This window comes from Burkholderia cepacia (genome assembly GCF_029962485.1).
Taxonomy (GTDB): Bacteria; Pseudomonadota; Gammaproteobacteria; order Burkholderiales; family Burkholderiaceae; genus Burkholderia.
In genome coordinates, this window is record NZ_CP073639.1 from 759547 (window position 1) to 782683 (window position 23137).

Genomic DNA, 23137 nt, shown 5'->3' on the forward strand with positions numbered 1-23137 from the left:
AATGAAGAACGCAGCGCTCAGCGCGTCGCCCGTGCGTAGGTGTCGACGAGGATGTCGCGGATCTTCGCGACGAACCATACGATCTCGTCGCGCGACATCACGAGCGGCGGCGAGAACTGCACGATCGGCGTGCCTTCGTGATCGACACCGGCCCGGCACAGCAGCCCCGCATCGAAGATCGCGGGCGCGAGCAGTGTCGACACGAACGCCTGCGCACTGATGCCGGCCGACCAGCGGCGCGCGGCCTTGTCGGTCACGAGTTCGAGTGAGTAGTGGTAGCCGTCGCCGCGCACGTCGCCGACGCACGGCAGTTCGAGCAGCCCGTCGAGCGTCTGGCGGAATACGGCTTCGTTGTCGCGGACGTTCTCGAGTACGCGTTCGCGCGCCATGATCTCGAGGTTCGCGAGCGCTGCCGTGCATGCGACCGGATGGCCGCCGTACGTTGCGCCGTGCAGGAACATCTGCTGTGGCCCGTCGAGCACCGTATCGACGACCGCGTCGCTCGCGATCACGCCGCCGAGCGGCACGTAGCCCGATGCAATGCCTTTCGCGAACGTGATGATGTCCGGCTTCAGCCCGTAGCGCGCCGACCCGAAATATTCGCCGAGCCGGCCGAACCCGCAGATCACCTCGTCCGCGACGAGCAGCACGCCGTGCCGGTCGCAGATGTCGCGCAGCCCTGCCGCGTAGCCGGCCGGCGGCGTCAGGCTGCCGCCCGCATTCTGCAGCGGCTCGACGACGATCGCGGCCACCGTATCCGCCCCCTCCTGCACGATCAACGATTCAATCTCGTCGAGCAGGTGGCGCGTGAACTGCGCTTCCGTCTCGCCCGCCGGGCGGCCGTAGCGCTTCGTATTGCCCACGTGCCGCACGCCCGACATCAGCGGTTCGAAATGCTTGCGGAAGTTCGTCATCCCGTTCAGCGCGAGCGCACCGAACGACGTGCCGTGATACGCGACGCGACGCGCGATGAACTTGCGCCGCTGTGGCTCGCCGCGCGACTGGTGATACTGGCGCACCAGCTTGATCGCCGATTCGTTCGACTCCGAACCGCTCGACGTGAAGAACACGCGGTTCAGGCCTTCGGGTGCGAGCGCCGCGAGCTTGTGCGCGAGCCGAATCGCCGGCTCGTGGCCGACACCCCAGTTGGTCGCGAACGGCAGCCGCACCATCTGCTCGCGGATCGCGTCGCCGATCTCCGCGCCGTGGCTGTAGCCGACCTGCACGCAATACAGCCCGGCCAGCCCGTCGAAATAGCGCTTGCCGTTGCGATCGACGAGCCAGCAGCCTTCGCCGCGGTCGAACACGGTCAGCGTGTTCTCGCGGTACGCATCGGCATGCGTGAAATGCATCAGCAGATGGCGCTTGCCGAGCGCCTGCAGGTCCGCATCGAGATTGACGTCAACAGCGTTCATGGGTCACTCCTCCTTCAGGGTTTCAGAACCGGCGCCGCGCGGCCGGTCATTCAATTCATCGACAGCGTCGGTGCCGGGCGCGTGAAGCCGCGCGTCAGCCACACGAGCTGGCAGAGTCCGAGCACGAGCCAGCCGATGCCGACGTAGAACGTCTGGCGCGACAGTCCCGACCAGAGCCACACGTTCATCGCGAAGCCGATCGCCGGCATCACGCCGAACGTGATCCAGCCCGCGAAGCGGCGATGCTCGGGCCGGCCCAGATAGCTGCGCATCACACACAGATTCACGATCGCGAACGCGACGAGCGCACCGAAACTGATCATCGTCGACGCGAGATCGAGCGTGATGAACAGCGCGGACAGCGACACGACGCCGACCGCGAGCGTCGCGCGCACCGGCGTGCGCAGCCGCGCATGCAAGTGGCCGAATACGCATTCGGGCAGCACGCGGTCGCGGCCCATCGCAAACAACACGCGCGTCACGCTCGCCTGCCCGGCCATCGCGCTCGCGAAGCAGCCGGCCACATACACGGCGACGAAGAACGCCGACAGCGTGCCGCCGCCGATGCGCCGCATCAGGTCGAGGCTGGCCGAATCGAGATCCTTGAATGCGTGCCAGTCGGGAAACACCACTTGCCCGACATACGCGATCAGCATGAACAGCAGGCCGCTCGCCAGCGTGCACAGCAGGATCGCGCGCGGCACCGTGCGCCGCGGCTCGCGCGTCTCCTCCGACAGCGTGGTGACCGCATCGAAGCCGAGGAACGACAGGCACAGGATCGCGGAGCCCGCGAAGATCGCGCGCGCATCGCCCGACGACGGCAATGCGACCGCCATCGACAGCCCTTCGCCTGCCGCGACGCGCGCCGATGCGATGACGAAGATCGCGATGAACACGAGCTGGCTCGCGATCAGGATCAGGTTCACGCGGTTGACGAGCCGGATGCCGACGATGTTCAGCCCGGTGATCAGCGCGATGCTGCCGACGATCCACACGCTGGCCGGCACGCCGGGGACAATCTGCTTCATGTAGATGCCGATCGCGAGGTAGCTGATCATCGGGATGAACAGGTAATCCATCAGCAAGGCCCAGCCGACGATGAAGCCGGCCGACGTGCCGAAATTGCGGCTCGCGAACGTGTAGGCGGAACCGGCGCTCGGCATCAGCCGCGCCATGTGGCCGTAGCTGCGCGCGGTGAACAGCATCGCGACCAGCGTGACCGCATACGCGGCCGTCAGATGCCCGTTCGTCTCGCTCGTGACGAGGCCGTAGGTCGTGAACACCGTCATCGGCAGCATGTACGCGAGGCCGAAGATCACGAGCGTCGAGAGGCCGAGCAGGTGCGGCTTGCGGCGTTCGTCCGGGTCGCCCCGATGCGCGGGCGCGCCGACATCATGCGTCGCGGCGGCGAATGCGGTTCGACCTGGCCTGTCGTTGTCCATGCTGTCCTCACGTCGGTGGCGTTCATGACCTCAACACGCGTGCGTCCGGCGCTGCCGGCGAAGCACGACTGGAAGAAAGTGTGGTGCGCCAAAAAATCGAGGACGAATGAGAAATGCGGACGTAATCGAGGGATATTTTCGGACACGATGTCGTGCATCGCACCGTCCGGCCCTGCATGCTGCTGTGCCGCACTGGCATTTTGCGGACATTCCGGCTATGTTCTACGCGACCCCGTCACCGTATCGGCATCATGGACAGCCGCTCCCAACGAAACCAGAGCCGTGCCGAGCGCAGCCTGCGCACGTCGCTCGGCCTCGCGCGCCCGGCCGGGCGCCAGGAGGATATTCCGGCCACCGTCCACGCGATCGCGGTTGCGCTGGACGAGTGCCGCGTGCGGCACGTCGACGGCGCCGCGCTGCTCGAAGGCACGGGGCTTGGCGCGGACGAAGTCGCGTCGCCGAACCTGCACGTGAATCGCGGCCAGGAGCAGCGTTGCTTCCGCAACCTGCTGCGCTGCAGCGGCGTACCGTCGATCGGGCTGTCGATCGGCGCGCGGCTGCACGTGTCGACGCTCGGCCTCGCCGGCTACGCGATGCTGATCAGCGGCTCCGTGATGCAGGCGTTCCGCTGCATGGGGCAATTTCCGCTGTTCATGGGACTGTATTTCGACGTACGTATCGATACGCACGCGGATGGCATGAGCGTGACCATCGGCCGCTACAACGGCGAACCCGATCTCGAGGGATTCCAGGTCGACATGTGCCTGTCGAGCCTGCGGCTGATCGTGTCCGACCTCGTCGGCAAACCGGTGTGGCCGGAACAGGTGCAGCTCGCGCGACGCACGCCGCGCAATGCGGCCGACTACACGCGCCACTTCGCCTGTCCGGTCGCGTTCAATGCGGCCGACAACCGGCTCGTGTTCACGTCCGTGAACGGCACGGAAGCGCCGCGTCTCGCGAACGAAGTCAGCTTCAATGCGCTGCATGGCCAGTGCGAAGTGCTCGAACGACAGTGGGCCGCGTCGGTCGGCACGCGCTTCGCCGATCGCGCGAAGGAGCTGATGGCGCGCGACCTCGCGCGCTTCAAGTCGATGACGTCGCTCGCGAGCGCGCTGCACCTGACGGAGCGCACGCTGCGCAGGCGGCTCGACAAGGACGGCATCACGTTCCAGTCGCTGCTCGACGAAGTGCGTCATGACGAGGCGGCGCGGATGCTCGACGACCACACGCTGACGGTCGCGGCGATCGCCGAGCGGCTCGGCTACAGCGAGCCGCGCAGCTTCCGTCACGCGTACCGGCGCTGGACGGGAAAGACGCCGCGCGCGGACGCCGACATCGACACGTAACGCCGCTCGCGCATTCCGTTTCGGAACGACGGCGCCGCCTGATAGTTTGGAATTCGAATCATTTTAACGAAGACCGATGGCGTCATCGATCTCGATGCCGTCACACGATCGCGTGCCTCGCCCGAGGTAGACGCGTTCTTTTGATTGCTCTATACTCGCCCCAACTTCATCACAAAACGCATGATCTCGTGCGCAACGTGATGCCATTTCGCACTTTGTTGCGCATGCATCCGTTTCGCCACGTCAAAGGGGCCACCGGTCCCAGCGGTTGGCGTCAAGCCGCCCGCATCCATGCCGTCTTCACTCGACGGCGCCCTGCTCGAACGCGCCTCGCCGTTACGGCGCCGCCGGGCTGAACCTGACAATCAGACGAACGCAGCATCGCGTTCACCCGACCGCCAGCCGCACATCCGTGCAGCCGGCAGCACTGTATCCGTCAGTTCAATCGCGGCCATGCCGGGATCACGAACTTCCATCGCGACGCCATCCGGCGTCATCGCGGCGCGCGCCTGCGCGCGTGCCGCACCGGGATTGAGGAGGCGTATCTTCATGACTCGACGCACTGTCCAGCTGGTGGGCAGCCTGATAGCCATCATCGCAGTCGGTTGGGCATTGGCGCGCGGTATCGGCGCCGACACATTCCACCAGCGCGCGGACGATCTCGCCTACTACGCGGGCCAGCACATGCTGCTGGTCGTCTACTCGATGACGCTCGCGATCGTCGTGGGCGTACCGGCCGGCGTGCTGCTCAGCCGGCCGCGATTTCAGCATCAGGCCGAGCGCTTCATGCAGGTCTTCAACATCGGCAACACGATCCCGTCACTGGCCGTGCTGGCCATCGCGCTCGGCATCTTCGGCATCGGCGACGTGCCCGCGATCGTCGCGCTGTTCCTCGCGTCGCTGCTACCCATCACGCGCAATGCGTACGAAGGCATGAAGAACGTGCCGGCCGCGCTGCGCGAAGCGGCCAAGGGCATCGGCATGACAGGCTGGCAATCGCTGGTTCGCGTCGAATTGCCCGATGCGCTGCCGATCATCGTCGGCGGCGTGCGCACCGCGCTCGCGATCAACGTCGGGACGGCGCCGCTCGCCTACCTGATCGGCGCGGACAGCCTCGGCTCGCTGATCTTCCCCGGCATCTACCTCGACAACCAGCCGCTGCTGCTGCTCGGCGCATCGCTCACCGCGATCCTCGCGCTCGTGCTGGACGGCATCGTCGCGGCCGGCAGCCGCCACTGGCTCGCGCGCCACGGAGGTGCGGCATGACGCTCCATCGCACGTTTCGATCGCTCGCCCGCCTGTGCGCGGCCGGTGCATTGTGCTTCGCGGCCGGCACGCCGGCATTCGCCGCGAAGCTCGTGCTGGGCGCGAAGAACTTCACCGAGCAATACGTGCTCGCGGAAGTCACCTCGCAGTACCTGCGCTCGCGCGGCTACGACGTGGAAGTCCGCTCGGGCCTCGGCAGCACGCTCGTACGCAGCGCGCTGGAGAACGGCCAGTTCGACCTGATGTGGGATTACACGGGCACCGCCGCGCTCGTCTACAACAAGATCCAGGACAAGCTCACGCCCGACGAGATGTACCGGCGCGTCAAGGCGCTCGACGTGCCGCGCGGGCTCGTGTGGCTCGACGCGTCGCCGCTCAACGACACCTACGCGATCGGCCTGCCGAGCCAGCTCGCGCAGGCCACCGGCATCCGGACCGTGTCGCAGCTCGCCGAGCACCTGAAGACCGATCCGGCCGCAAAGCACTACGTGTTCGGCATGGATGCGGAATTCGCGAACCGCCCCGACGGCCTCAAGCCGCTGCTCGCCGCATACGGCATGCAGTTCGGCCGCGCGCAGCTGAAGCAGATGGATCCGGGGCTCGTCTACACGGCGCTGCACAACAACCAGTTGAAGATCGGCCTCGTCTACACGACCGACGGACGCGTGAAGGGCTTCGGCATCGTGCCGCTCGAAGACGACAAGCATTTCTTCCCGCCGTACAACGCGACGCCCGTGGTGCGCAAGGACACGCTCGAACGCAACCCGAAACTCGCCGCGCAGCTCAACGCGCTGTCGGCCGCACTCGACAACGACGTGATGCAGGCCATGGCCAAGGCCGTCGACCTCGACGGCCAGTCGCCGCGCGACGTCGCCGACGCGTTCCTGCGCACGCATCCGCTACCTTGAAGGAGACCCGATGAGCGTATTCGACTATCTCGCTTCGAGCTGGCCCGAGCTGCTGCAGCTTACGCTGCAACACATGTGGCTCGTCGCGATCGCCGTGGGCTGCGCGATCGTCGCGGGCGTGCCGCTCGGCATCCTCATCAATCGCCACGACTGGCTCGCCGGGCCGCTGCTCGGCATCGCCACGGTCGTGCTCACGCTGCCGTCCATCGCGCTGTTCGGCCTGATGATCCCGTTCTTCTCGCGCTTCGGCCTGGGCATCGGCGCCGCGCCCGCGATCACGGCCGTGTTCCTCTATTCGCTGCTGCCGATCATGCGCAACACGTACCTCGCGCTGCACAACGTCGATGCGGGGATCAAGGAAGCCGGCACCGGCATCGGCATGACCTCGTGGCAGCGCCTGCGCCTCGTCGATCTGCCGCTGGCGGTGCCCGTGATTCTCGCGGGCGTGCGCACCGCGGTCGTGATGAACATCGGCGTGATGACGATCGCCGCCGTGGTCGGTGCGGGCGGGCTCGGCACGCTGATCCTGCGCGCGATCGGGCAAAGCAGCATGATGAAACTGCTGGTGGGCGCGGTGCTCGTGAGCCTGCTCGCGATCGTCGCCGACCGGCTGCTGCAGATGCTGCAGCGCGCATTGACACCGAAGGGAGTGCAGAAGACATGATCGAACTCGACCAACTGACCAAGACCTTCACGCGCAAGGACGGCCAGGCCGTACGCGCGGTCGACTCCGTGAGCCTGTCGGTGCCCGAAGGGGAAATCTGCGTGTTCCTCGGCCCGTCGGGTTGCGGCAAGACCACCACGCTCAAGATGATCAACCGGTTGATCGCCGCCACGTCGGGCCGCGTGCTCATCAACGGCGAGGATACGGCGCAACTCGACGCAGTCGACCTGCGGCGCCACATCGGCTACGTGATCCAGCAAATCGGGCTGTTCCCGAACATGACGATCGAGGAGAACATCACCGTCGTGCCGCGCCTGCTGGGCTGGGACAAGAAGCGCTGCGCCGAGCGCGCACGCGATCTGATGTCGATGGTCGCGCTCGATCCGAAGCTGTACCTGAAACGCTATCCGCGCGAGCTGTCGGGCGGGCAGCAGCAGCGTGTCGGCGTGATTCGCGCGCTGGCCGCCGATCCGCCCGTGCTGCTGATGGACGAGCCGTTCGGCGCGGTCGATCCGATCAATCGTGAATCGATCCAGAACGAGTTCTTCCAGATGCAGCGGCAACTGAACAAGACCGTGATCATGGTGAGCCACGATATCGACGAAGCGATCAAGCTGGGCGACCGTATCGCGGTGTTCCGGCGCGGCCAGCTCGTTCAGTACGATCACCCCGACACGCTGCTCGCGCGCCCGCGCGACGAATTCGTCGCGCAGTTCGTGGGCCAGGACAGCACGCTCAAGCGCCTGCTGCTCGTGAAGGCCGGCGACGCCGCCACGCAGCCCGAAACGGCGCGCGTCGATACGCCACTCGCGCACGCACTCACGGTGATGGACGAAACCGACTGCCGCTACCTGACCGTGCTCGACGACGCGGGCCGCGCGCTCGGCTACGTGACGCGCCGCGCGGCACGCACCGGCGGCGGCGTATGCGGCGAACGCGTGACGCCGTTCCCGGCCGGTGTCTCGGCAGACGACAACCTGCGCATCGTGCTGTCGAAGATGTACCAGTACAGCGCGTCGTGGATGCCTGTGCTCGACCCCGACGGCGTATGGATCGGCGAGGTCACGCAGGATTCGATCGCCGCGTACTTGAGCTCGGGCCGGTCGCGCCGGCAAACGGGGCAGCCGCCGGGCAGCCCTGCCGATGCGGTCGCGGCCGCCGCGACGCACTGATTCGTCGCCCTGATTCGGGACGGTGCGCCATCGCACCGTCCCCTGGAAACGAATCGATACCGTGCGCCATCGCGAAAACGTACGATTCCCTTTGACAGCCAAACGGCGCTCGAACGGCCTGCAACACGGGTTGCATTGCCGTCATCAGGATTGCTTGCACACGTAATTCATGACCAGCGTCTGAATGGAATCGCGCTCGACATAGCGGTAATCGTCCGGGTCTTCGCGCGAAACATGGGTCTGGCCCGGCTGGGTTCCGGTCATGATCGTCTTGCCCATCGCCCACGTCTTGTTCGCACAGTCGAACGACCAGTCGGACACGATGCTTCGCACTGGAAACGGCGCCGAGTACCGGCGCGGTTCGGCATAGGCGATCCTGACCGTCACCCACGAATTGAGCGGGCCACGCTGGACGGACGCGGGATCGACATCAAGCCCGACAGCCGGACCGGGACCCAGCGTGACCCAGTTCCCGGCCCATGCGCCGTGGGTGGCGAGTGCAATCAATCCCCCCGCGATCCAGCTTCTTTTCATTGTCTTTCCTTGAATCCCGTCCGGTGAATTCCGGTGGCGTGATTCTACGTGCCGCGCTTGCGCGACGGACGCGCTTCGAAAAAAAACCGCACGCGGAATGCATCCCGAATCGAATGGAATCGACTCGCGTAGAATGCCCGCAACCATCCACCCGAGCGGGCCGTCCTTCCATTCCACTCGCATCGGCATAACACCAACGAGAGCCGTGGCATCCGCCGGCGTCGCCGCCCCGATCGGGCGCGCGCGACCGCGACGATCGTCGACCGACGAAGCATTCATGAGCAAACCGATCCTGTACCTCCTCGCCGGCAACGGCAGCGCGGCCGACTGGTGGGACGATGCACTGCCCCACTTCCGGCACTACCGGCCGGTGCCTCTGGAACTGCCGGGCTTCGGCGATCACCCCGCGCCGCCGTGCGAGGATCTCGCCGCGTATGCGCAAGCGCTGCTGGACGCCACCGAACCGGGCCACGCGATCATGGCGGTCGGCGTGAACGCGCTGCTGGTCCTGCACGCGTTGCAGCGGCGCCCCGGCCACTTCGAGCGCAGCGTGCTGCTCGCACCCGTCGGCGCGTTCCTGTGGGAACGGCGCCTGCCGAAACTGATGGCGCCGAAGCCGCTGCGCAAGACGATCCACTGGCTGCTTGCGCACTATCCGGCGCTGTTCGCCCGCAAGTTCTCGAACCAGACCTGGACGCCCGCGCAGTACCGCCGCATGGGCGCCGGCTATGCGCGCTGCCGCGCATTCCTGCCGCACTGGGACCTCGTGCGCGCCGATACCGCGCTGCCGCTGCTCGAGTGGGTCACCGACCGCATCGAGCTCGTATGGGGCGACCAGGACGCCGTGCTCGGCGTGCGCCAGGCCGCCGCGTGGTCGGCGATCCTCGCGCGCGCCGACCTCACCGTCACGCTGCAACCCGGCTGGGGACACTATCCGTGGATCGACGCGCCGGCCGCGTTCGCGCAATGGCTCGAAGCCGGCGCCCCGGGCTTCGTCGCGCACACGAAGGGTGGACGCCTGGCATTGGCCACGCTGGCCGGCCTCCCCGTGCCACCCGCCATGTCGCTGACCCGCGCCGACGATCCGCGCCTGCCCGGTTTTCTCGCGAGCCAGCCCGGCGCCGAATGGGCGATCCGCTCGTCGAGCCATGGCGAAGACCAGGCCGACGCGGCGAATGCCGGCCTGCACACGACGTTCCTGCGCGTGCCGGCATCGCACGCGGCCGGCCGCGTGGCCGAGCTGCTCGACGGCGGCCTGGAGGAAGCGGTCGTGCAGCGCTTCGTCACGCCCGTGCTGTCCGGTATCGCGTTCGTGCGCCATCTCGCCGCCGAAGTCGAATGGGTGGAAGGCCACCTCGAATCGCTCGCCGACGGGCAGGCAAGCCCGCAGCGCGCGATCCTGTCGCGGCTTGGCGAACCGTGGCAACACGGCACGTTCGCGACCGCTCACGGGCTGACCGCGCAGCAGCTGTGGGCGTTCCTGCAACGCGTGCTGCACGCGTTCCATTACGTGCCCGGCGATGTCGAATGGGCGTGGGACGGCACGCAGCTGTGGCTCTTGCAGTACCGCCCGATCAGCAGCTACGGCTGGCACCGGCACCTGACCTCGGCCAACATCGCCGAGATCCTGCCGCCGCAGCCGAGCCGGCTGGTCGAGTACGCGCAACGGCGCGCGGCCGGCAGCATCCCGGCCATCATGGCGCGTTGGGACGCACGCGTGCTGTGCGACAACGAGCCGTTCACCGCGCTGTACGGCGGCGCGTCGTACATCAACAACGACCTGTTCCTCGCCCGTCTCGCGGACTGGGGCGTATCGGCCGCGAACTACAGCGGCGAAATCGGCGGCGCGACGCCGCCGCTGCGCTGGCGTCCGCTGCGCCTGGTGCGCTCGCTGCCGGTGTTCTGGCGCATGCTGCGGGTCGCGCGCGGGCACCTGCCGACGCTCGCGCGCGGCCTGCAGCGCTTCGACCGGGAACTCGCGACGCTCGTCGAACAGCGCGCCGACGGCCAGCAACTGGCCGACTGGTTCACGCGCTTCTACGTGTTCGTCGTGCAGGGCAACCTGTGCATCGCGTCATCGCTCGCCAGCAGCGGCGGCGCACTGTGGGGGCGGCCGCCGACCGCCTATGGCCAGCTCGACGACAGCCCGCACCGCTTGCCGTGGGAAACCGATCCGGGCACCGCGCGGCCCGCGGCCACCGACCTGCCGCTGCAGCCCTTTCCCGACTGGCCGCTGCCGGTCCGCGTGCTGCACACGCTCGGCGTGCCCGGCATGCGCGGCTGGTATCTGCAGGTACGCGAGTGGTATCGCGACAACCTGATGCGCGTGTTCTTCCGCCTGCATCACGCGATGCCGGCCGCCGACCGCGATACCTGGTTCGCGCCCCACCCCGAGCGCCGCGAACGCAACGGCAGCTTCTGGCAGGACGGCAGCGAAGGCACCGACGAGGCCACCGGTTTCATGATCTATCCGGGCCACACGCAGGGCGTGCTCGGCCACGACATCCTGCTCGAAGATTCGCTCGACCCGGGCCGGCACGCGCAGTACCAGGCCGCGCGCGCCGTCATCGCCCGCATGGGCGGCCGGCTGTCGCACGGCGCGACGCTGCTGCGCGAACTGCGCAAGCCGTCGGCCGTGCTGCCGCGCGTCGATGCGGCGTGGATCGGACGCGAAGTGCGGCTCAGCGACGGCCGGCTGACACTGGTCGAATAAGCGCCCGGCGGCATGTTGAAGGGGCTGGCGCGGATCGCTACACTGGTCCGGCGAATCCCGGAGACCCCACATGAAAGACACGCTTGCCGGACTGTCGGCGGACCTCGAGCGGCTGCTCAAGCTGCGCAGCATCCCGTTCGGGATGAAGCTGTTCGAACGGCGCGAGGACATGGAAGCTGTCCCGCGCATTCGCCGCCCGAAGGCGATCCATTCGCTGGACCAGATCGTCGGGCAAACGGCGCGGCTCGGCTTCACGGTCGGCATCACGGCCGACGACCTCGTCGGCGCGCAATGCCGGTCGGTCGTCGGGCTCGGTCACGCGAAGGATGCCGAGTGGGCGTCCGGCCAGCAGATGGCGGGCGTCTGGTATGCGACGCAGGAAGATTCGCGCGCCCACCAGGCCGCGATGCACTGCGTGGCCGACGGCAAGTACGACGCGCTCGTCGTGTCGCCGCTCGCGGCCGGCCGCATCGAGCCCGACATTGCGCTGTTCTACGCGACGCCCGGCGCGATGATGTACTTCATCAACGGGCTGCAATGGTCGGGATACAAGCGCTTCGACTGGAGCGTGGTCGGCGAATCGGCCTGTGCGGATTCGTGGGGCCGCGCGCTGTCGACCGGGCAGCCGAGCCTGTCGATTCCGTGCTACGCGGAGCGCCGCTACGGCGGTGTGCTCGACGACGAGATGCTGATGGCGCTGGCGCCCGACGCGCTCGAACTGGCCATTACCGGAATGGAGGCGCTGTCGCGCAACGGGCTGCGCTATCCGTTCGCGCAGTACGGCATCCAGCAGGACGTGCGCGCGGGCATGGAAGTCAGCTACCCGAAGACGACGTGACGTCACGCGCCGCGGCTGCCACGTGGCCGACGCGGCGGGCCATCAGCGCAACGGCGTGCGGACTTTTCCGTCGACCTTCAACGTGCGCCTGTCGCGCGCGGCCTCGTATTCGACCGTCTGCGCAGGCGTGACGGGGCCGTACGACCGCCCGTTCACATAGACGATGCCGTCGCGCAGTTCGATCCGGTCGCCGTTGACCGTCGCGGTGGCGCGGTCACCCTGCAGCACCGCGCCGGAACACCCGGCAGTCGAAAAGCTGCGGACCGACGTACCCGACGTTGCCGCATTCCCGCCCTGGTCCGCCGCATGCGCGGCGCTGCAGGGCGGCGCATCCATGTCGCCGGCCGCGTGGAGCGATCCGGCACTGATGCCGCATCCGGCAAGCAACGCAATCGACATCGGCAACAGCTTGTTCATGGTGGCCTCCGTGGTCCGCGGACCTGGATCGATGATCGGGCAGCGCCGCCGGTCGCCGGCCGCCCGATATGCGCAGTATGCGTCCACCCGGCGGCACGCCGCCATCCGCGCCAATACCACTCCTGCTCGCCGGCAAATTCGCCTTGACAAGTTGCGCATCGCAACTATTATCGATTGCGATACGCAACCATTTGGGGCACCCCATGGACCTCATCGACCCGCCTGCCAAGCCTCGCGACGCGACCATCCTCGAATTGCGCGACTTCTCCCGCAAACTGGTACGCGAGCTCGGCTTCATGCGCGCGACGCTCGCCGACAGCGACTGGGCGCCATCGGCCGTTCACGCGATCCTCGAGATCGGGATGGCGCCCGGCATCAACGCGAAGGATCTCGGCAACATCCTGCGGCTCGACAAATCGAATACGAGCCGGCAACTCGCGCGGCTCGAGGCGGCCGGTGTCGTGGAGCGCCGCGTGTCGAACGAGGATGCACGCGCGATCGAGCTGTACCTGACCGCCGAAGGAAAAAAGCTCCAGAAACGAATCGACACGTTCGCGACCGATCAGGTGTCGAACGCGCTGCGTCGCATGATTCCCGCCGATCAGCAGGCGCTGCTGCGTTCGCTCGCGCTGTATGCCGATGCACTCGCGCAGGACAACGCCGTCAAGGCGCCCGCGGCGACAGCCGACACGCCGCCGATTCTCGAAGGCTACCAACCGGGCTGTATCGGCGACATCGCGAGCCTGCATGCACGCTTCTATTCGGAGCACTGGGGGTTCGGCGCCTTTTTCGAAAAGCGGGTGGCGACCGAGCTGGCCGAGTTCGCGGGTGCGTTGCCGGCCGACGGCAAGGCACTGTGGCTCTGCCGGGAAGACGGGCGGACGCTCGCGTCGCTCGCGATCGACGGCGACCCGGCCACCGGCGTCGCGCACCTGCGCTGGTTCATCGTGAACGACGCGTTGCGCGGGTCCGGCGTCGGGCGCCAGATGATGACGCTGGCCATGCGCTTCGTCGATGAGCACCGGTTTCACGAGACCTATCTGTGGACGTTCAAGGGACTGGATTCGGCGCGCCACCTGTACGAGTCGTTCGGCTTTACGCTGACTGACGAGTCCGCGGGCACGCACTGGGGTACCGAGGTGGTCGAGCAGCGTTTCAGCCGGCCGGGGCCCGCCGGCAGCTGATATTCAACGGTCCCGCTTCGATCCAAAACGCGCACCAACGCTCACCACAATAAAGGACGCCGTCCATGCTCGAACGTCTCGCGGCCCTCGCACTTTGCGCGGTCGTCACCGCGCCTGCCGCCGCTGCCGCGCAACCCGATGCCGCAACCGGCCTCAACCCGATCGACCAGACGATGACGCAGTGCCTGAACGATCCCGCACATGCGTCGACAGGCGGCCAGGACGAATGCATCGTCGACGCGAACCACGCATGGGACGCACGGCTCAACGCCAGCTATCGCGCGCTGCAGGCATCGCTGCCGGCGGTGGACCGGCCCGGGCTGCTGCGTGCCCAGCGCGCGTGGCTCGCGCGCCGTGACGCCGACCTGAAGCTGATCGGCGCCGTCTACGCGACGACACGCGGCACGGTCTACGCACCGATGAATGCGAACGACGTGATGGAACTGACGCGGCAACGCGCGCTGTCGCTGCAGCGGTTCGACGCCGATCGCACGGCGCGCGGCTTCAGCCTGGCCACGCGCCTGCCGCCCGCGACGGACGACAAGCCCGAGCGCGTCGTCGCCGTTCCGCGACGCGGTGCACGCTTCGAACGTGCGCACTGCACGGCGCTCGCCGATCTCGACGCAAAGGGCCGCTGCGCGGCGCAAGCCACGCCGCTGTACCTGCGGGATATCGACGACGTGACGGCGGCGATCGAACGCCGCCTGCCGCCTGCATCTCGCGAAGCGATGCGTGCGTCGTCACAGAAATGGCGCGCGTTCGTCGCGGCCCAGCCGCCGCTGATCGGCGCGCTTTACGCGCCAGCGGGTGCGTCCGGCGTGTCGCCGCAGGTCTCGATCGAAATGCGCGATGAAGCCGCCGCGCGCCTGCAGCAGCTCGTGTACGCCGAAGACAAGATCGGCGCCGACTGAGGCGGCGGCGCGCAGCCGCCGTTCATTTGACGCGCTGCATCCGCGCGTTCACTCGATCACGCGCCAGCCGCCGACGCCTCGCCCGCAAGCTGCCGCACGGCCGCAATGTGGTTGGCCGCCACGTAGCCGAACGTCATCGCCGGCCCGATCGTCGAGCCGGGGCCCGGATAGGTCTTGCCCATCACGGCCGCCGACGTGTTGCCGAGCGCGTACAGCCCGTCGATCACCGAGCCGTCGGGTCGCAGCACGCGCGCATCCGCATCGGTGCGCAGCCCGCCCTTCGTGCCGATCTCGCCCGGATCGAGCCGCAACGCGTAGAACGGCGCGCGCTCGATCGGCCCGAGGCACGGGTTCGGCTTCGACGACGGATCGCCGTAGTAGCGGTCGAACACGTTGCCGCCCTTGCCGAATTCCGTATCGACGCCGGTGGCCGCATAGCCGTTCATCCGCGCGACGGTCTGCGCCAGGCCGTCGGCGTTCACGCCGATCTTCGCGGCCAGTTCGGCCAGCGTGTCCGCGCGATAGATGACCGAGTCCAGCCAGCCGGCCGGGATCCGGCTGTCCGGCTGCACGCTGCCGGGCAGCAGCACGCCGCACGGGTAGCGCTTGCGGTATTCGGCATCGAAGATCAGCCACGCGGGCACGCAGGCCTGCGTTTGCGCGTGATCCGCGACCATCGCGTGAATCACGTCCGGATACGGCGCGGATTCGTTGACGAAGCGCCGTCCGAGCCCGTTGACCATCACGCAGCGCGGCGCCGAGCGCTCGACGAACAGCCCGCGCTGCTTCTCCTCGCCCGGCACGCGCACCGTCGGCACGCCCCAGACGAAGTCCATCAGCGCGACGCCGGCGCCCAGCGCGAGCCCCGCGCGAATGCCGTCGCCGGTATTGATCGGCGGCGCCGCGCTCCACTCGGCGCGCGTCGGCGCCGGCAGGTACTGCTCGCGCATCGCCTGGTTCGCCTCGAACCCGCCGCATGCGAGCACCACGCCGTGCGTCGCGCGGATGCCGACCGTGCGCCCGTTCCGCTCGACGACCACGCCGTTTACGCGCGCGCCGTCGGACTGCAGCGAGCGCATCGGCGTGTCGAGCCACAGCGCAATGCCGCGCTGCGCCAGCGCCGCGCGCAGGCTGGCGACCAGCGCATTGCCGAGCGTGAGGCGCCGGTCGCGCGCGGTGCGGCGGCGCCAGCGGAAATCGGTGGCATAGCGCAGCATCAGGCGCGCAGTGAGCCGCAACCAGCCGCGCTCCTTCGTGACGATCGTGTGCGCTTCGATCTGCGTCATCGCGATGCGGCCGGCGATCAGCGTGGCAGGCGACGGCGCGCGCAACGTGTCGAAATGCGTGCCGAGGCGGGCGGCATCGAACGCCGCCGGTTCCATCGTCCGGAAGCCGGGCTTGCCGCCGACGCGGTCGGGGTAGTAGTCGGGATAACGCGGCACCGCATGAAAACGCGTTTGTGCGTGCTGCGCGAGATACGCGACCATCTTCGGACCGTTCTCGAGATACGCATCGATGCGCGGCCGGTCGAAGTCCTCGCGAACGACTTCGCGCAGGTACGCAATCGCTTCGTCATACGAATCGTTTCCACCGAGCGCCGCGATCTGGTCGTTGCATGGAATCCAGATGCCGCCACCCGAAACAGCCGTTGTCCCGCCATACACGGGGCTTTTCTCGACGACCAGGACCGACAGGCCCTGATCGTGCGCGCGCAGCGCCGCCGTCATCGCGCCCGCGCCTGAGCCGACCACCACCACGTCGTACGTGGCGTCGCCGGCGGAATCGTATCGATCGTCGTGCATGATGGCCGCCCCCGCGTCAGATCGTGGACAGGCGGCTCGCCGCGTCGGCCGGTACATCGGCCAGCTGGCGCCAGCACGCGTTCTCGCCGCGGTACTCGTGCACCTCGACGCGCGCATGCAGCGCCGGCAGCGCGGCGACGTCGGTGTAGAACTGCCGGTACCACTCGCGCAACCGGTAGATGGGCCCGTCGCCTTCGCACAGCAGCGGATTGTCGACGCGCGTCTTGTGATCCCAGATCGCGACATCCTCGCGGAACGCCGACTGCGCGGCCAGCACGTAGCCGTCGACCATCGCGCGGCTCTGCTCGTCCGACAGTGCGGGATCCTTCTGGACCATCACGCCGAAGCGCAGCTCGAAGCTGTTCGTGTCGATCGGCACGTGGCTGTTGAGCAGGATCGAGTTGACCGCCTGCCCTTGCGCCTCGCCCGTCATCAACGTCACGTGGTACGCGGGGCCGAAGTACGCGGAATCCGCGGTCAGCCGCCCGCTGCCCGCCAGCCGCGAGCTTGCGCCGCGCAACTTCTGGTAGGCGACCGGGCCCGCGAACGTATTGCAGAAATAGTCGATCGGCGCGCCGTGCACGGGGCCGAAGTGCACCATGTCCGACTGGTTGTCGATCAGTTCGCGGCAGTTCGTGTTGATCACCCACTTGACGATGGCCCAGTCGCTCCATGCATCGGAGAAGCACGCGTCGATCCGCGGAATCGCGACCGACGGCTCGGGTGCGTTGCCCTCCGGATCGTTCCACACGAACAGCAGATGGTTCTGCTCCATCACCGGCCACGACTTGATGCGCGCCTTCGGCGGAATGCGCGACGAATACGGGATCGCCGCGCAAGATCCGTCGCCGGCCCACGACCAGCCGTGAAACGGGCACACGAGCGTGTCGCCTTCGACATGCCCGCGCCCGAGGTCGGCGCCCATGTGCGGGCAGTAGCCGTCGAGGATGCGCAGTTGCCCGTCCTCGCCCTGGAACACCACCACGCGGGTGCCGAAGATCGACAGGCCATGCGCGCGGCCGTCGCGGTAATCGTCGGCCAGCCCCAGGCAATGCCAGCCGCGTGCGTAACGCGCGTCGATGGGTGCGGCGTGAATCCGGTGAATGGGGCGCTGGGTCGCCAGCACGGTGGAATCGGTCATGGATCGTCTCCTCCAGTCAAAGGTGGGCGCCGGCCGACACCTGCGTGGCCGGACCTTGCCCGCGAATGCGCCGGCCGGAGAATCCGGCCGGAACGCTATGTCACAAAACATCTTATTTGTGCCGCATAATGGCACAAATTCGATTTCTGTGACAACGTGTGCGAAAATTCCGCACCGCCGGAACCGGTCGGCGGATCGACACACGCCGCGCGGCATGCGGCATCGAGGAAAGGTATGGATCGGCAACTGCGCTGGGGCGACGCCAGCAGGATGGACAGCGTCAATGACGGGCGAAACGCGATCCTGCGCGCGGCGCTCGACGCGATGATCGAGCACGGGATCGACAGCCTGTCGATCGACGATGTCGCGCGGCGCGCCAACATTTCGCGGCGCACGCTGTACCGGTATTTCGGCACGAAGAAGGAACTGATCCAGGGTGTGATCAGCGTCCAGAACGCCGAATTCTTCGACGAGATGCAACGCGCGCTCGTCGGCTTCGAACACGATTTCGAGGCCTACTGCGAGGAGAGCGTGTGCTTCGCGGTACGCTACCGCGATCGCCATCACGGCGGCTTTCACCACAACTACCTGGCCACGAGCCTGTCGACCGACGTGTTCGGCTTCATCGTCGAGAACATCGCGCCGATGTGGCGGCGCGTGCTGGACGAGCCCTACCGCGCGTACGTCGCCGTGCGCGGCGCGTCGGCGCCCGCGCTCGACGACATCATCGCGCTGGTCAGCCGCATCGGTCTCGCATACTGCCTGGTTCCGGCAGACGACCTAGCGATGCGCGCGCAGATGCGGATTCTGTGGCCGACGCGCGCCGAACCGGCCGGCAAGCCGGCTGCGGTCAAAAGGAAGGCAGCGCAGTAGGCGATGCCGGTCGCTCGATGCGCCCGAAATCCGGATAATGTTTGCCCCGCCCATTCACATGACTATGGATCGCCTCATGACCCTTGGTGTCTCCGTGACCGGCCGCACGCTGGATCGCGCCGAATTGATGCAACTCGTCGAAGGCTCGACGGCGCCCCTTCATCTGGAGGACTGCGACCTCGAAGGCGCGAACCTGTCGCGCCTGGATTTGCGCGGCGCGCGCTTCGAACGATGCGCGCTCGCGGAAGCGTCGTTCGTCGGCGCCACGCTCGCGCACACATCGTGGATCCGCTGCCGCGCCCGCCAGGCCGACTTTGCGTCGTGCGACCTCGAGGACGCCGTGTTCCAGGCATGCGATCTCAACAATACGAGCTGGCGGCGCAGCAAGCTCGGTTCGGTCCGGTACGACGAATGTCGACTGACCGGGGCGGATTTTGAGGAATGCAAATCGCTTGGCCTCGAATTCGCGAACACGCTGCTGGTCGGCGCGAGCCTCCGGCGCTTCTCGTTCCGGAAGACGCGGCTCGTCGCGCTCGATTTCTCGGACGCCGACCTCGCCGGCGCGGACTTCCGCGATGCCGTGTTCGAAGGCGGCAGCCTGCGCAACGCACACCTGAACGACGCCCGTTTCGAGGGCGCCGACCTGCGCGACGTCGATCTGGGCGCGATGCCCAAGCTGCTCGCATCCGGCGTGCTGCGCGGAGCGATCGTCTCCTACGATCAGGCGGCCATGATGATCGAGAACTTCGGGATCCGGGTCGCCTGAGGACACGGCTATGCTCGCGACAGCCGTTTCTCCATCTTCACGATTTCAAGTTGAATCGGGCTGTTTCCATGGGAAAAATGGCCGGTGCCGATCACGGCGAAGCCGTGGCGTTCGTAAAATGGCACCGCATTCGTTGTCGCCTCGAGATAGGCGCGACCGCATCCGTCGCGCGCGATACCGGACACGGCTGCCTCCAGCAACGCCTGGCCCGCGCCACTGCGCGCGCGGTCGCCGCGAACGAACAGCTTGGTCAGTTCTTCGCCGGCCGTTTCCGCGAACCCGAGCACGTCGCCGTCGTCGGCAACCCACAGTGCGTGGCGCCCGATCGCATCGAGATACATGGCCGGCGTGCGCCCGTCCAGCCAGCTTGCGATCTGCTCGCGCGAGTAATCCGCCGCGCACAGTCGCGTGACGGAATCCAGATGGACTTCGAAGATCCGCTGCGTGTCGGATTCGTTCGCGGATCGGATTTCAAAGGCTGACACATTCCCTCCCGGTACATTGGCGCGTCGCGGCGCAAGCGGCAGACCGTCGAATATTCTCATCACCTTCGATGCGCCCGGATCAGCGAAAACCCTTATTCTCATGCCATGCGCGGCTGGAAGTTTCCCGTACCGAACCCTCTCATCGGCGTGCAAATCACTAGGGAAAATCCGGAGACATCCTTACAGCGATTTACCTGATGATTCACGGGAGCGTCATGTTTCGACGATTTCGCTGAATGTCATGCTTTCAGTCCGAGTGAGGCAGTCGATGCCGCCAAGCGGCAAAGGCGATGATCGCGCCCCGGAACGGAAGCCGTTGGCGAATCGTCAGGTGTTCAATACTTTCAACAACCCGGTCGAGAGTAATCGTGAGAATCCGTGGCCCGCTGGTGCGGTGGAGACGAGGCGATGCGCGCAATTTGCGCGCCGCGATCGCGTCCCCCGACGACAGTGACGGCTGGCGAAGCCCTCGCCTGCCTCTGTCGATCTACACCATCCTGTCGCGCCGTTCCGTTCGCCGTCACAACGCCGTCGCCGCCCGCGCGCCCGTCGCGATCCGTACCGATGACGTCGCGTCGCTCTTGCCTTAGCGCTCCACGCCCTTTCTCCGTGTCCGTTCGTCCTGCGCGTCGTATCGCCTGATCGGTGAAGGGATCAGCTCGCGCTGCAACCGCCTGCCATCCACGCACAGCTTCGAACGGACTCCTGATTTTTTGCATCGCCGGTGCTTGCTGTCAGCACCGGTCATGCATGCCTGTTCCATCCGATGAACCGTCGCGTGACGATCCGCTCATCGCGGCTCGACACGCGCACCGCCAGGGAAAACTACGTCATGCGAATCCGCACGCTTCGCCGCACCATTTCAACCGCCGCCATCCTGTCGCTGGCCGCCGTCACCGTCACGACCGCCCGTGCAGCCGGCGAACTGAACATCTACAACTGGTCCGACTACATCGCGCCGGACACGATCCCGAACTTCCAGAAGCAGACGGGCCTGCACGTCCGCTACGACAACTACGACAGCGACGACACGCTGCAGGCCAAGCTGCTGTCGGGGAATTCCGGCTACGACATCGTCGTGCCGACGTCGAACTACATGGCCAAGCAGATCCAGGCGAACGTCTACCAGACGCTCGACAAGTCGAAGCTGCCGAACCTGTCGAACCTCGATCCGCTGCTGATGAAGATGGTCGCCGACGCCGATCCGGGCAACCAGTACGGCGTACCGTGGGCCTACGGCACCGACGGCATCGGCTACAACGTGCAGGCCGTGAAGAAGGCGCTCGGCGACAAGGCGCCGGTCGACAGCTGGGCGCTCGTGTTCGATCCGGCCAACATGGCGAAGCTGAAGAGTTGCGGCGTGTCGTTCCTCGACCAGGCCGTCGACGTGTTCGCCGCGACGCTGCAATACATGGGCAAGGATCCGAACAGCACGAACCCGGCCGACTACCGCGCCGCGTACGAGGTGCTGAAGAAGGTGCGCCCGTACATCACGCAATTCAATTCGTCGGGCTATATCAACGATCTCGCGAACAACGACCTGTGCGTGTCGTTCGGCTATTCGGGCGACGTCGGCATCGCGCACCGCCGCGCAGCCGAGGCGAAACGGCCGTACGAGATCCGCTTCGCGAATCCGAAGGAAGGCGGCCTGCTGTGGTTCGACATGATGGTGATCCCGAAGGACGCGCCGAACCGCGATGCCGCGCTGAAGTGGATCAACTACCTGCAGGACCCGAAGGTCAACGCGGGCATCACCAACGCGGTGTTCTACCCGACCGCGAACAAGGCCGCGCGCCAATACGTGAAACCTGCCATCGCACGCGACCCGTCCGTGTATCCGGCCGACGAGGTGTTGAGCAAGATGACGCTGCTCAAGCCGATGCCGCCCGAGATCCGCCGGCTGCAGAACCGGCTGTGGGCGCAGCTGAAAACGGGGCGTTGAACGGCGTGTTACCGAACCGTGCCTGCGGCGGCTCGCGCCGCAGGCACGCGCGCATCAGAACCGGTGAATGATCCCCGCGCCGAACGCGAACTGGTTGCCGGTCGACGACGGCGCCGTATTGAACCCGTCGCCCAGCGTCGCGGTCGCATCGACGATGCTGCCGGCACCGCTCGTGCCGAGCGTCTTGCCCTTCGCATGCTGGTACGCCTCGAGCAGGTACAACCCTGTGCGCTTCGACAGCGAGTAGTACTGCGACAGGTTGAACTGGTGATACTGCGCGCTGTCGGTGATACCGTTCGACTCCGTCGCACGCGTGTACGCATAGCCCGCGCCGAAATCCCAGACCGCCGACGGCTTCCAGTGCAGCACCGCGCCGGCCGTGTTGAAGATCGCCGTATTGAAGAACTTCGACGCCGCACCGGGGATGTACTCGGTGTTGGTGTACGTGGCCGTCGCGTCCCACGCATCGCTGAACCGGTAAGCGAGCCCGACCGCGAACCGTTGCTGCGCCTTCGCGGTCTGGTAGCCGTTCGTGACCGCCGAGACGCCGATCTGCGCACCGCCGTTCGATGTCGTCGAATTCGCGCCCCACGTACCGCCGGCCGTGTTCGCGTTGTTCACGCGCTCGAACGCGACACCGACGCCGAGCGGGCCGGCCGCATACTGGATGCCGGTCGCCCACGTCGAACCGGCGTTCGTGCTGCCGGCCACGCCGCCGAGCGAGTAGGACCCGCTCAGCGTCACGCCATACCATTTCGGCGACGTGTACTCGATCGTGTTGTTCGCGCGGTAGATCGTGTCGAGCCCGTCGACGTCGCCCGGGTGTGCGCCGTAGTAACCGGTGATCCACGTGGTCGGGCTGAACGTCGACATCGTCTGGTAGTACGACGCATATTGCCGGCCCGCGGTCAGCGTGCCGTACGTCGCGTTCGTCAACCCGACCCACGCCTGGCGCCCGAACATCGCGTCGGTGTACTGCGCGGCGCCCGTGGCCGAATTGAAGCCCGATTCGAGCGTGAAGATCGCTTTCGTGCCGCCGCCGAGATCCTCGCTGCCCTTCAGCCCGAAACGGCTGCCGGCCCACACGCCCTGGTTCATCCTGACGACCGACTTCCCGCCGCTCGTCGACCCGACCGTCGTCGCGTTGCTCTGGTAACCGATGCCGTTGTCAACGATCCCGTACAACGTGACGCTGCTTTGCGCGAACGCCGGCGCGACGACCGTCATCGCGACGCCGGACGCCAGTGCCGCCCGCATTGCCTGCTTCTTCATCGAACTGTCTCCTTCCTTGCCTGTTTGAGTAAGTGAATTGTCGTGA

22 protein-coding genes are annotated in these 23137 nt (G+C 67.0%); 13 read left to right on the top strand and 9 right to left on the bottom strand.

Annotated elements, in window-relative coordinates:
- Nucleotides 1-17: 17 nt before the first annotated feature.
- Both KEC55_RS34435 and KEC55_RS34440 read right to left on the bottom strand, forming a co-directional pair.
- The gene (locus tag KEC55_RS34435; protein WP_282512160.1) at nt 18-1415 is read right to left on the bottom strand and encodes an aspartate aminotransferase family protein; all 1398 of its coding nucleotides are present in this window, start codon (nt 1413-1415) and stop codon (nt 18-20) included.
- A 50-nt stretch (nt 1416-1465) separates the two neighbouring features.
- Entirely contained in the window at nt 1466-2857 is a 1392-nt protein-coding gene (locus KEC55_RS34440) for an APC family permease (RefSeq protein ID WP_282512162.1), read from the bottom strand.
- A gap of 251 nt (nt 2858-3108) precedes the next feature.
- Between KEC55_RS34440 and KEC55_RS34445 the strand changes: the two genes are divergently transcribed.
- A complete protein-coding gene (locus KEC55_RS34445) occupies nt 3109-4203 on the top strand; it encodes an AraC family transcriptional regulator (protein WP_282512164.1) in 1095 nt (364 codons plus the stop codon).
- Between the two features lie 365 nt (nt 4204-4568).
- Here the strand turns inward: KEC55_RS34445 and KEC55_RS34450 are convergent, their stop codons facing one another.
- Nucleotides 4569-4754, bottom strand: coding sequence for a hypothetical protein (locus KEC55_RS34450; RefSeq protein ID WP_282512166.1), 186 nt, complete (start codon nt 4752-4754; stop codon nt 4569-4571).
- Here KEC55_RS34450 and KEC55_RS34455 point away from each other — a divergent pair.
- Genes KEC55_RS34455 through KEC55_RS34470 form a run of 4 tightly spaced genes read left to right on the top strand, consistent with a single transcriptional unit; the run spans nt 4753 to nt 8213 of the window.
- Nucleotides 4753-5469: an ABC transporter permease gene (locus KEC55_RS34455; RefSeq protein WP_282512168.1), complete on the top strand. Its 717-nt coding sequence runs from the start codon at nt 4753-4755 to the stop codon at nt 5467-5469. The two genes, KEC55_RS34450 and KEC55_RS34455, sit on opposite strands and share 2 nt — an antisense overlap.
- Nucleotides 5466-6377, top strand: a complete 912-nt coding sequence (locus KEC55_RS34460) for a glycine betaine ABC transporter substrate-binding protein (protein ID WP_282512170.1) — start codon at nt 5466-5468, stop codon at nt 6375-6377. The genes KEC55_RS34455 and KEC55_RS34460 overlap by 4 nt, the downstream gene beginning before the upstream one ends.
- Before the next feature lie 10 nt (nt 6378-6387).
- Nucleotides 6388-7041: an ABC transporter permease gene (locus KEC55_RS34465; protein ID WP_282512172.1), complete on the top strand. Its 654-nt coding sequence runs from the start codon at nt 6388-6390 to the stop codon at nt 7039-7041.
- Entirely contained in the window at nt 7038-8213 is a 1176-nt protein-coding gene (locus KEC55_RS34470; protein ID WP_282512174.1) for an ABC transporter ATP-binding protein, read from the top strand. Before KEC55_RS34465 ends, KEC55_RS34470 begins: the two co-directional genes overlap by 4 nt.
- A gap of 144 nt (nt 8214-8357) precedes the next feature.
- Here KEC55_RS34470 and KEC55_RS34475 read toward each other — a convergent pair whose 3' ends face one another.
- Nucleotides 8358-9026, bottom strand: a complete 669-nt coding sequence (locus KEC55_RS34475) for a surface-adhesin E family protein (RefSeq protein ID WP_282512176.1) — start codon at nt 9024-9026, stop codon at nt 8358-8360.
- Here KEC55_RS34475 and KEC55_RS34480 point away from each other — a divergent pair.
- Together KEC55_RS34480 and KEC55_RS34485 are read left to right on the top strand one after the other, a co-directional pair.
- Nucleotides 9025-11460, top strand: a complete 2436-nt coding sequence (locus KEC55_RS34480; RefSeq protein WP_282512177.1) for a PEP-utilizing enzyme — start codon at nt 9025-9027, stop codon at nt 11458-11460. The two genes, KEC55_RS34475 and KEC55_RS34480, sit on opposite strands and share 2 nt — an antisense overlap.
- A 70-nt stretch (nt 11461-11530) precedes the next feature.
- Nucleotides 11531-12298, top strand: coding sequence for a DUF169 domain-containing protein (locus KEC55_RS34485; protein WP_282512179.1), 768 nt, complete (start codon nt 11531-11533; stop codon nt 12296-12298).
- Nucleotides 12299-12340: 42 nt separating this feature from the next.
- Here the strand turns inward: KEC55_RS34485 and KEC55_RS34490 are convergent, their stop codons facing one another.
- On the bottom strand, nt 12341-12715 hold the full coding sequence (locus KEC55_RS34490; protein ID WP_282512181.1) for a sugar ABC transporter ATPase: 375 nt from the start codon (nt 12713-12715) through the stop codon (nt 12341-12343).
- Between the two features lie 203 nt (nt 12716-12918).
- Between KEC55_RS34490 and KEC55_RS34495 the strand changes: the two genes are divergently transcribed.
- Together KEC55_RS34495 and KEC55_RS34500 are read left to right on the top strand one after the other, a co-directional pair.
- On the top strand, nt 12919-13899 hold the full coding sequence (locus KEC55_RS34495) for a bifunctional helix-turn-helix transcriptional regulator/GNAT family N-acetyltransferase (protein WP_282512183.1): 981 nt from the start codon (nt 12919-12921) through the stop codon (nt 13897-13899).
- A 65-nt stretch (nt 13900-13964) separates the two neighbouring features.
- Nucleotides 13965-14810 carry a lysozyme inhibitor LprI family protein gene (locus KEC55_RS34500; protein WP_282512185.1) on the top strand — a complete coding sequence of 282 codons (846 nt, stop codon included), beginning with the start codon at nt 13965-13967 and terminating at the stop codon, nt 14808-14810.
- A 56-nt stretch (nt 14811-14866) separates the two neighbouring features.
- Here the strand turns inward: KEC55_RS34500 and KEC55_RS34505 are convergent, their stop codons facing one another.
- Complete coding sequence (locus tag KEC55_RS34505; RefSeq protein WP_282512187.1) at nt 14867-16612, bottom strand: FAD-dependent oxidoreductase; 1746 nt, start codon at nt 16610-16612, stop codon at nt 14867-14869.
- Nucleotides 16613-16628: 16 nt separating this feature from the next.
- Nucleotides 16629-17753, bottom strand: a complete 1125-nt coding sequence (locus KEC55_RS34510; RefSeq protein ID WP_282512189.1) for a Rieske 2Fe-2S domain-containing protein — start codon at nt 17751-17753, stop codon at nt 16629-16631.
- Nucleotides 17754-17987: 234 nt separating this feature from the next.
- On the opposite strand from KEC55_RS34510, the gene KEC55_RS34515 reads away from it, so the two are divergent.
- Both KEC55_RS34515 and KEC55_RS34520 read left to right on the top strand, forming a co-directional pair.
- Complete coding sequence (locus KEC55_RS34515; RefSeq protein WP_282512191.1) at nt 17988-18626, top strand: TetR/AcrR family transcriptional regulator; 639 nt, start codon at nt 17988-17990, stop codon at nt 18624-18626.
- Nucleotides 18627-18702: 76 nt separating this feature from the next.
- A complete protein-coding gene (locus tag KEC55_RS34520; protein ID WP_282512193.1) occupies nt 18703-19392 on the top strand; it encodes a pentapeptide repeat-containing protein in 690 nt (229 codons plus the stop codon).
- An 8-nt stretch (nt 19393-19400) separates the two neighbouring features.
- On the opposite strand, the gene KEC55_RS34525 is transcribed toward KEC55_RS34520, so the two are convergent.
- On the bottom strand, nt 19401-20030 hold the full coding sequence (locus KEC55_RS34525; RefSeq protein ID WP_282512195.1) for a GNAT family N-acetyltransferase: 630 nt from the start codon (nt 20028-20030) through the stop codon (nt 19401-19403).
- A 215-nt stretch (nt 20031-20245) separates the two neighbouring features.
- On the opposite strand from KEC55_RS34525, the gene KEC55_RS34530 reads away from it, so the two are divergent.
- Both KEC55_RS34530 and KEC55_RS34535 read left to right on the top strand, forming a co-directional pair.
- Nucleotides 20246-20467, top strand: coding sequence for a hypothetical protein (locus KEC55_RS34530; RefSeq protein ID WP_244137631.1), 222 nt, complete (start codon nt 20246-20248; stop codon nt 20465-20467).
- 242 nt (nt 20468-20709) lie between these two features.
- Nucleotides 20710-21819, top strand: a complete 1110-nt coding sequence (locus KEC55_RS34535) for a polyamine ABC transporter substrate-binding protein (protein WP_282512199.1) — start codon at nt 20710-20712, stop codon at nt 21817-21819.
- A 54-nt stretch (nt 21820-21873) separates the two neighbouring features.
- Here the strand turns inward: KEC55_RS34535 and KEC55_RS34540 are convergent, their stop codons facing one another.
- Nucleotides 21874-23091, bottom strand: coding sequence for a porin (locus KEC55_RS34540; RefSeq protein ID WP_282512201.1), 1218 nt, complete (start codon nt 23089-23091; stop codon nt 21874-21876).
- Nucleotides 23092-23137 lie beyond the last annotated feature (46 nt).

Excerpts from the sequence above, each read along its gene's own strand:
- KEC55_RS34435 (WP_282512160.1), bottom strand. The coding sequence starts at position 1,415 with ATGAACGCTGTTGACGTCAATCTCGATGCGGACCTGCAGGCGCTCGGC.
- KEC55_RS34440 (WP_282512162.1), bottom strand. The coding sequence starts at position 2,857 with ATGGACAACGACAGGCCAGGTCGAACCGCATTCGCCGCCGCGACGCAT.
- KEC55_RS34445 (WP_282512164.1), top strand. The coding sequence starts at position 3,109 with ATGGACAGCCGCTCCCAACGAAACCAGAGCCGTGCCGAGCGCAGCCTG.
- KEC55_RS34455 (WP_282512168.1), top strand. The coding sequence starts at position 4,753 with ATGACTCGACGCACTGTCCAGCTGGTGGGCAGCCTGATAGCCATCATC.
- KEC55_RS34450 (WP_282512166.1), bottom strand. The coding sequence starts at position 4,754 with ATGAAGATACGCCTCCTCAATCCCGGTGCGGCACGCGCGCAGGCGCGC.
- KEC55_RS34460 (WP_282512170.1), top strand. The coding sequence starts at position 5,466 with ATGACGCTCCATCGCACGTTTCGATCGCTCGCCCGCCTGTGCGCGGCC.
- KEC55_RS34465 (WP_282512172.1), top strand. The coding sequence starts at position 6,388 with ATGAGCGTATTCGACTATCTCGCTTCGAGCTGGCCCGAGCTGCTGCAG.
- KEC55_RS34470 (WP_282512174.1), top strand. The coding sequence starts at position 7,038 with ATGATCGAACTCGACCAACTGACCAAGACCTTCACGCGCAAGGACGGC.
- KEC55_RS34480 (WP_282512177.1), top strand. The coding sequence starts at position 9,025 with ATGAGCAAACCGATCCTGTACCTCCTCGCCGGCAACGGCAGCGCGGCC.
- KEC55_RS34475 (WP_282512176.1), bottom strand. The coding sequence starts at position 9,026 with ATGAATGCTTCGTCGGTCGACGATCGTCGCGGTCGCGCGCGCCCGATC.
- KEC55_RS34485 (WP_282512179.1), top strand. The coding sequence starts at position 11,531 with ATGAAAGACACGCTTGCCGGACTGTCGGCGGACCTCGAGCGGCTGCTC.
- KEC55_RS34490 (WP_282512181.1), bottom strand. The coding sequence starts at position 12,715 with ATGAACAAGCTGTTGCCGATGTCGATTGCGTTGCTTGCCGGATGCGGC.
- KEC55_RS34495 (WP_282512183.1), top strand. The coding sequence starts at position 12,919 with ATGGACCTCATCGACCCGCCTGCCAAGCCTCGCGACGCGACCATCCTC.
- KEC55_RS34500 (WP_282512185.1), top strand. The coding sequence starts at position 13,965 with ATGCTCGAACGTCTCGCGGCCCTCGCACTTTGCGCGGTCGTCACCGCG.
- KEC55_RS34505 (WP_282512187.1), bottom strand. The coding sequence starts at position 16,612 with ATGCACGACGATCGATACGATTCCGCCGGCGACGCCACGTACGACGTG.
- KEC55_RS34510 (WP_282512189.1), bottom strand. The coding sequence starts at position 17,753 with ATGACCGATTCCACCGTGCTGGCGACCCAGCGCCCCATTCACCGGATT.
- KEC55_RS34515 (WP_282512191.1), top strand. The coding sequence starts at position 17,988 with ATGGATCGGCAACTGCGCTGGGGCGACGCCAGCAGGATGGACAGCGTC.
- KEC55_RS34520 (WP_282512193.1), top strand. The coding sequence starts at position 18,703 with ATGACCCTTGGTGTCTCCGTGACCGGCCGCACGCTGGATCGCGCCGAA.
- KEC55_RS34535 (WP_282512199.1), top strand. The coding sequence starts at position 20,710 with ATGCGAATCCGCACGCTTCGCCGCACCATTTCAACCGCCGCCATCCTG.
- KEC55_RS34540 (WP_282512201.1), bottom strand. The coding sequence starts at position 23,091 with ATGAAGAAGCAGGCAATGCGGGCGGCACTGGCGTCCGGCGTCGCGATG.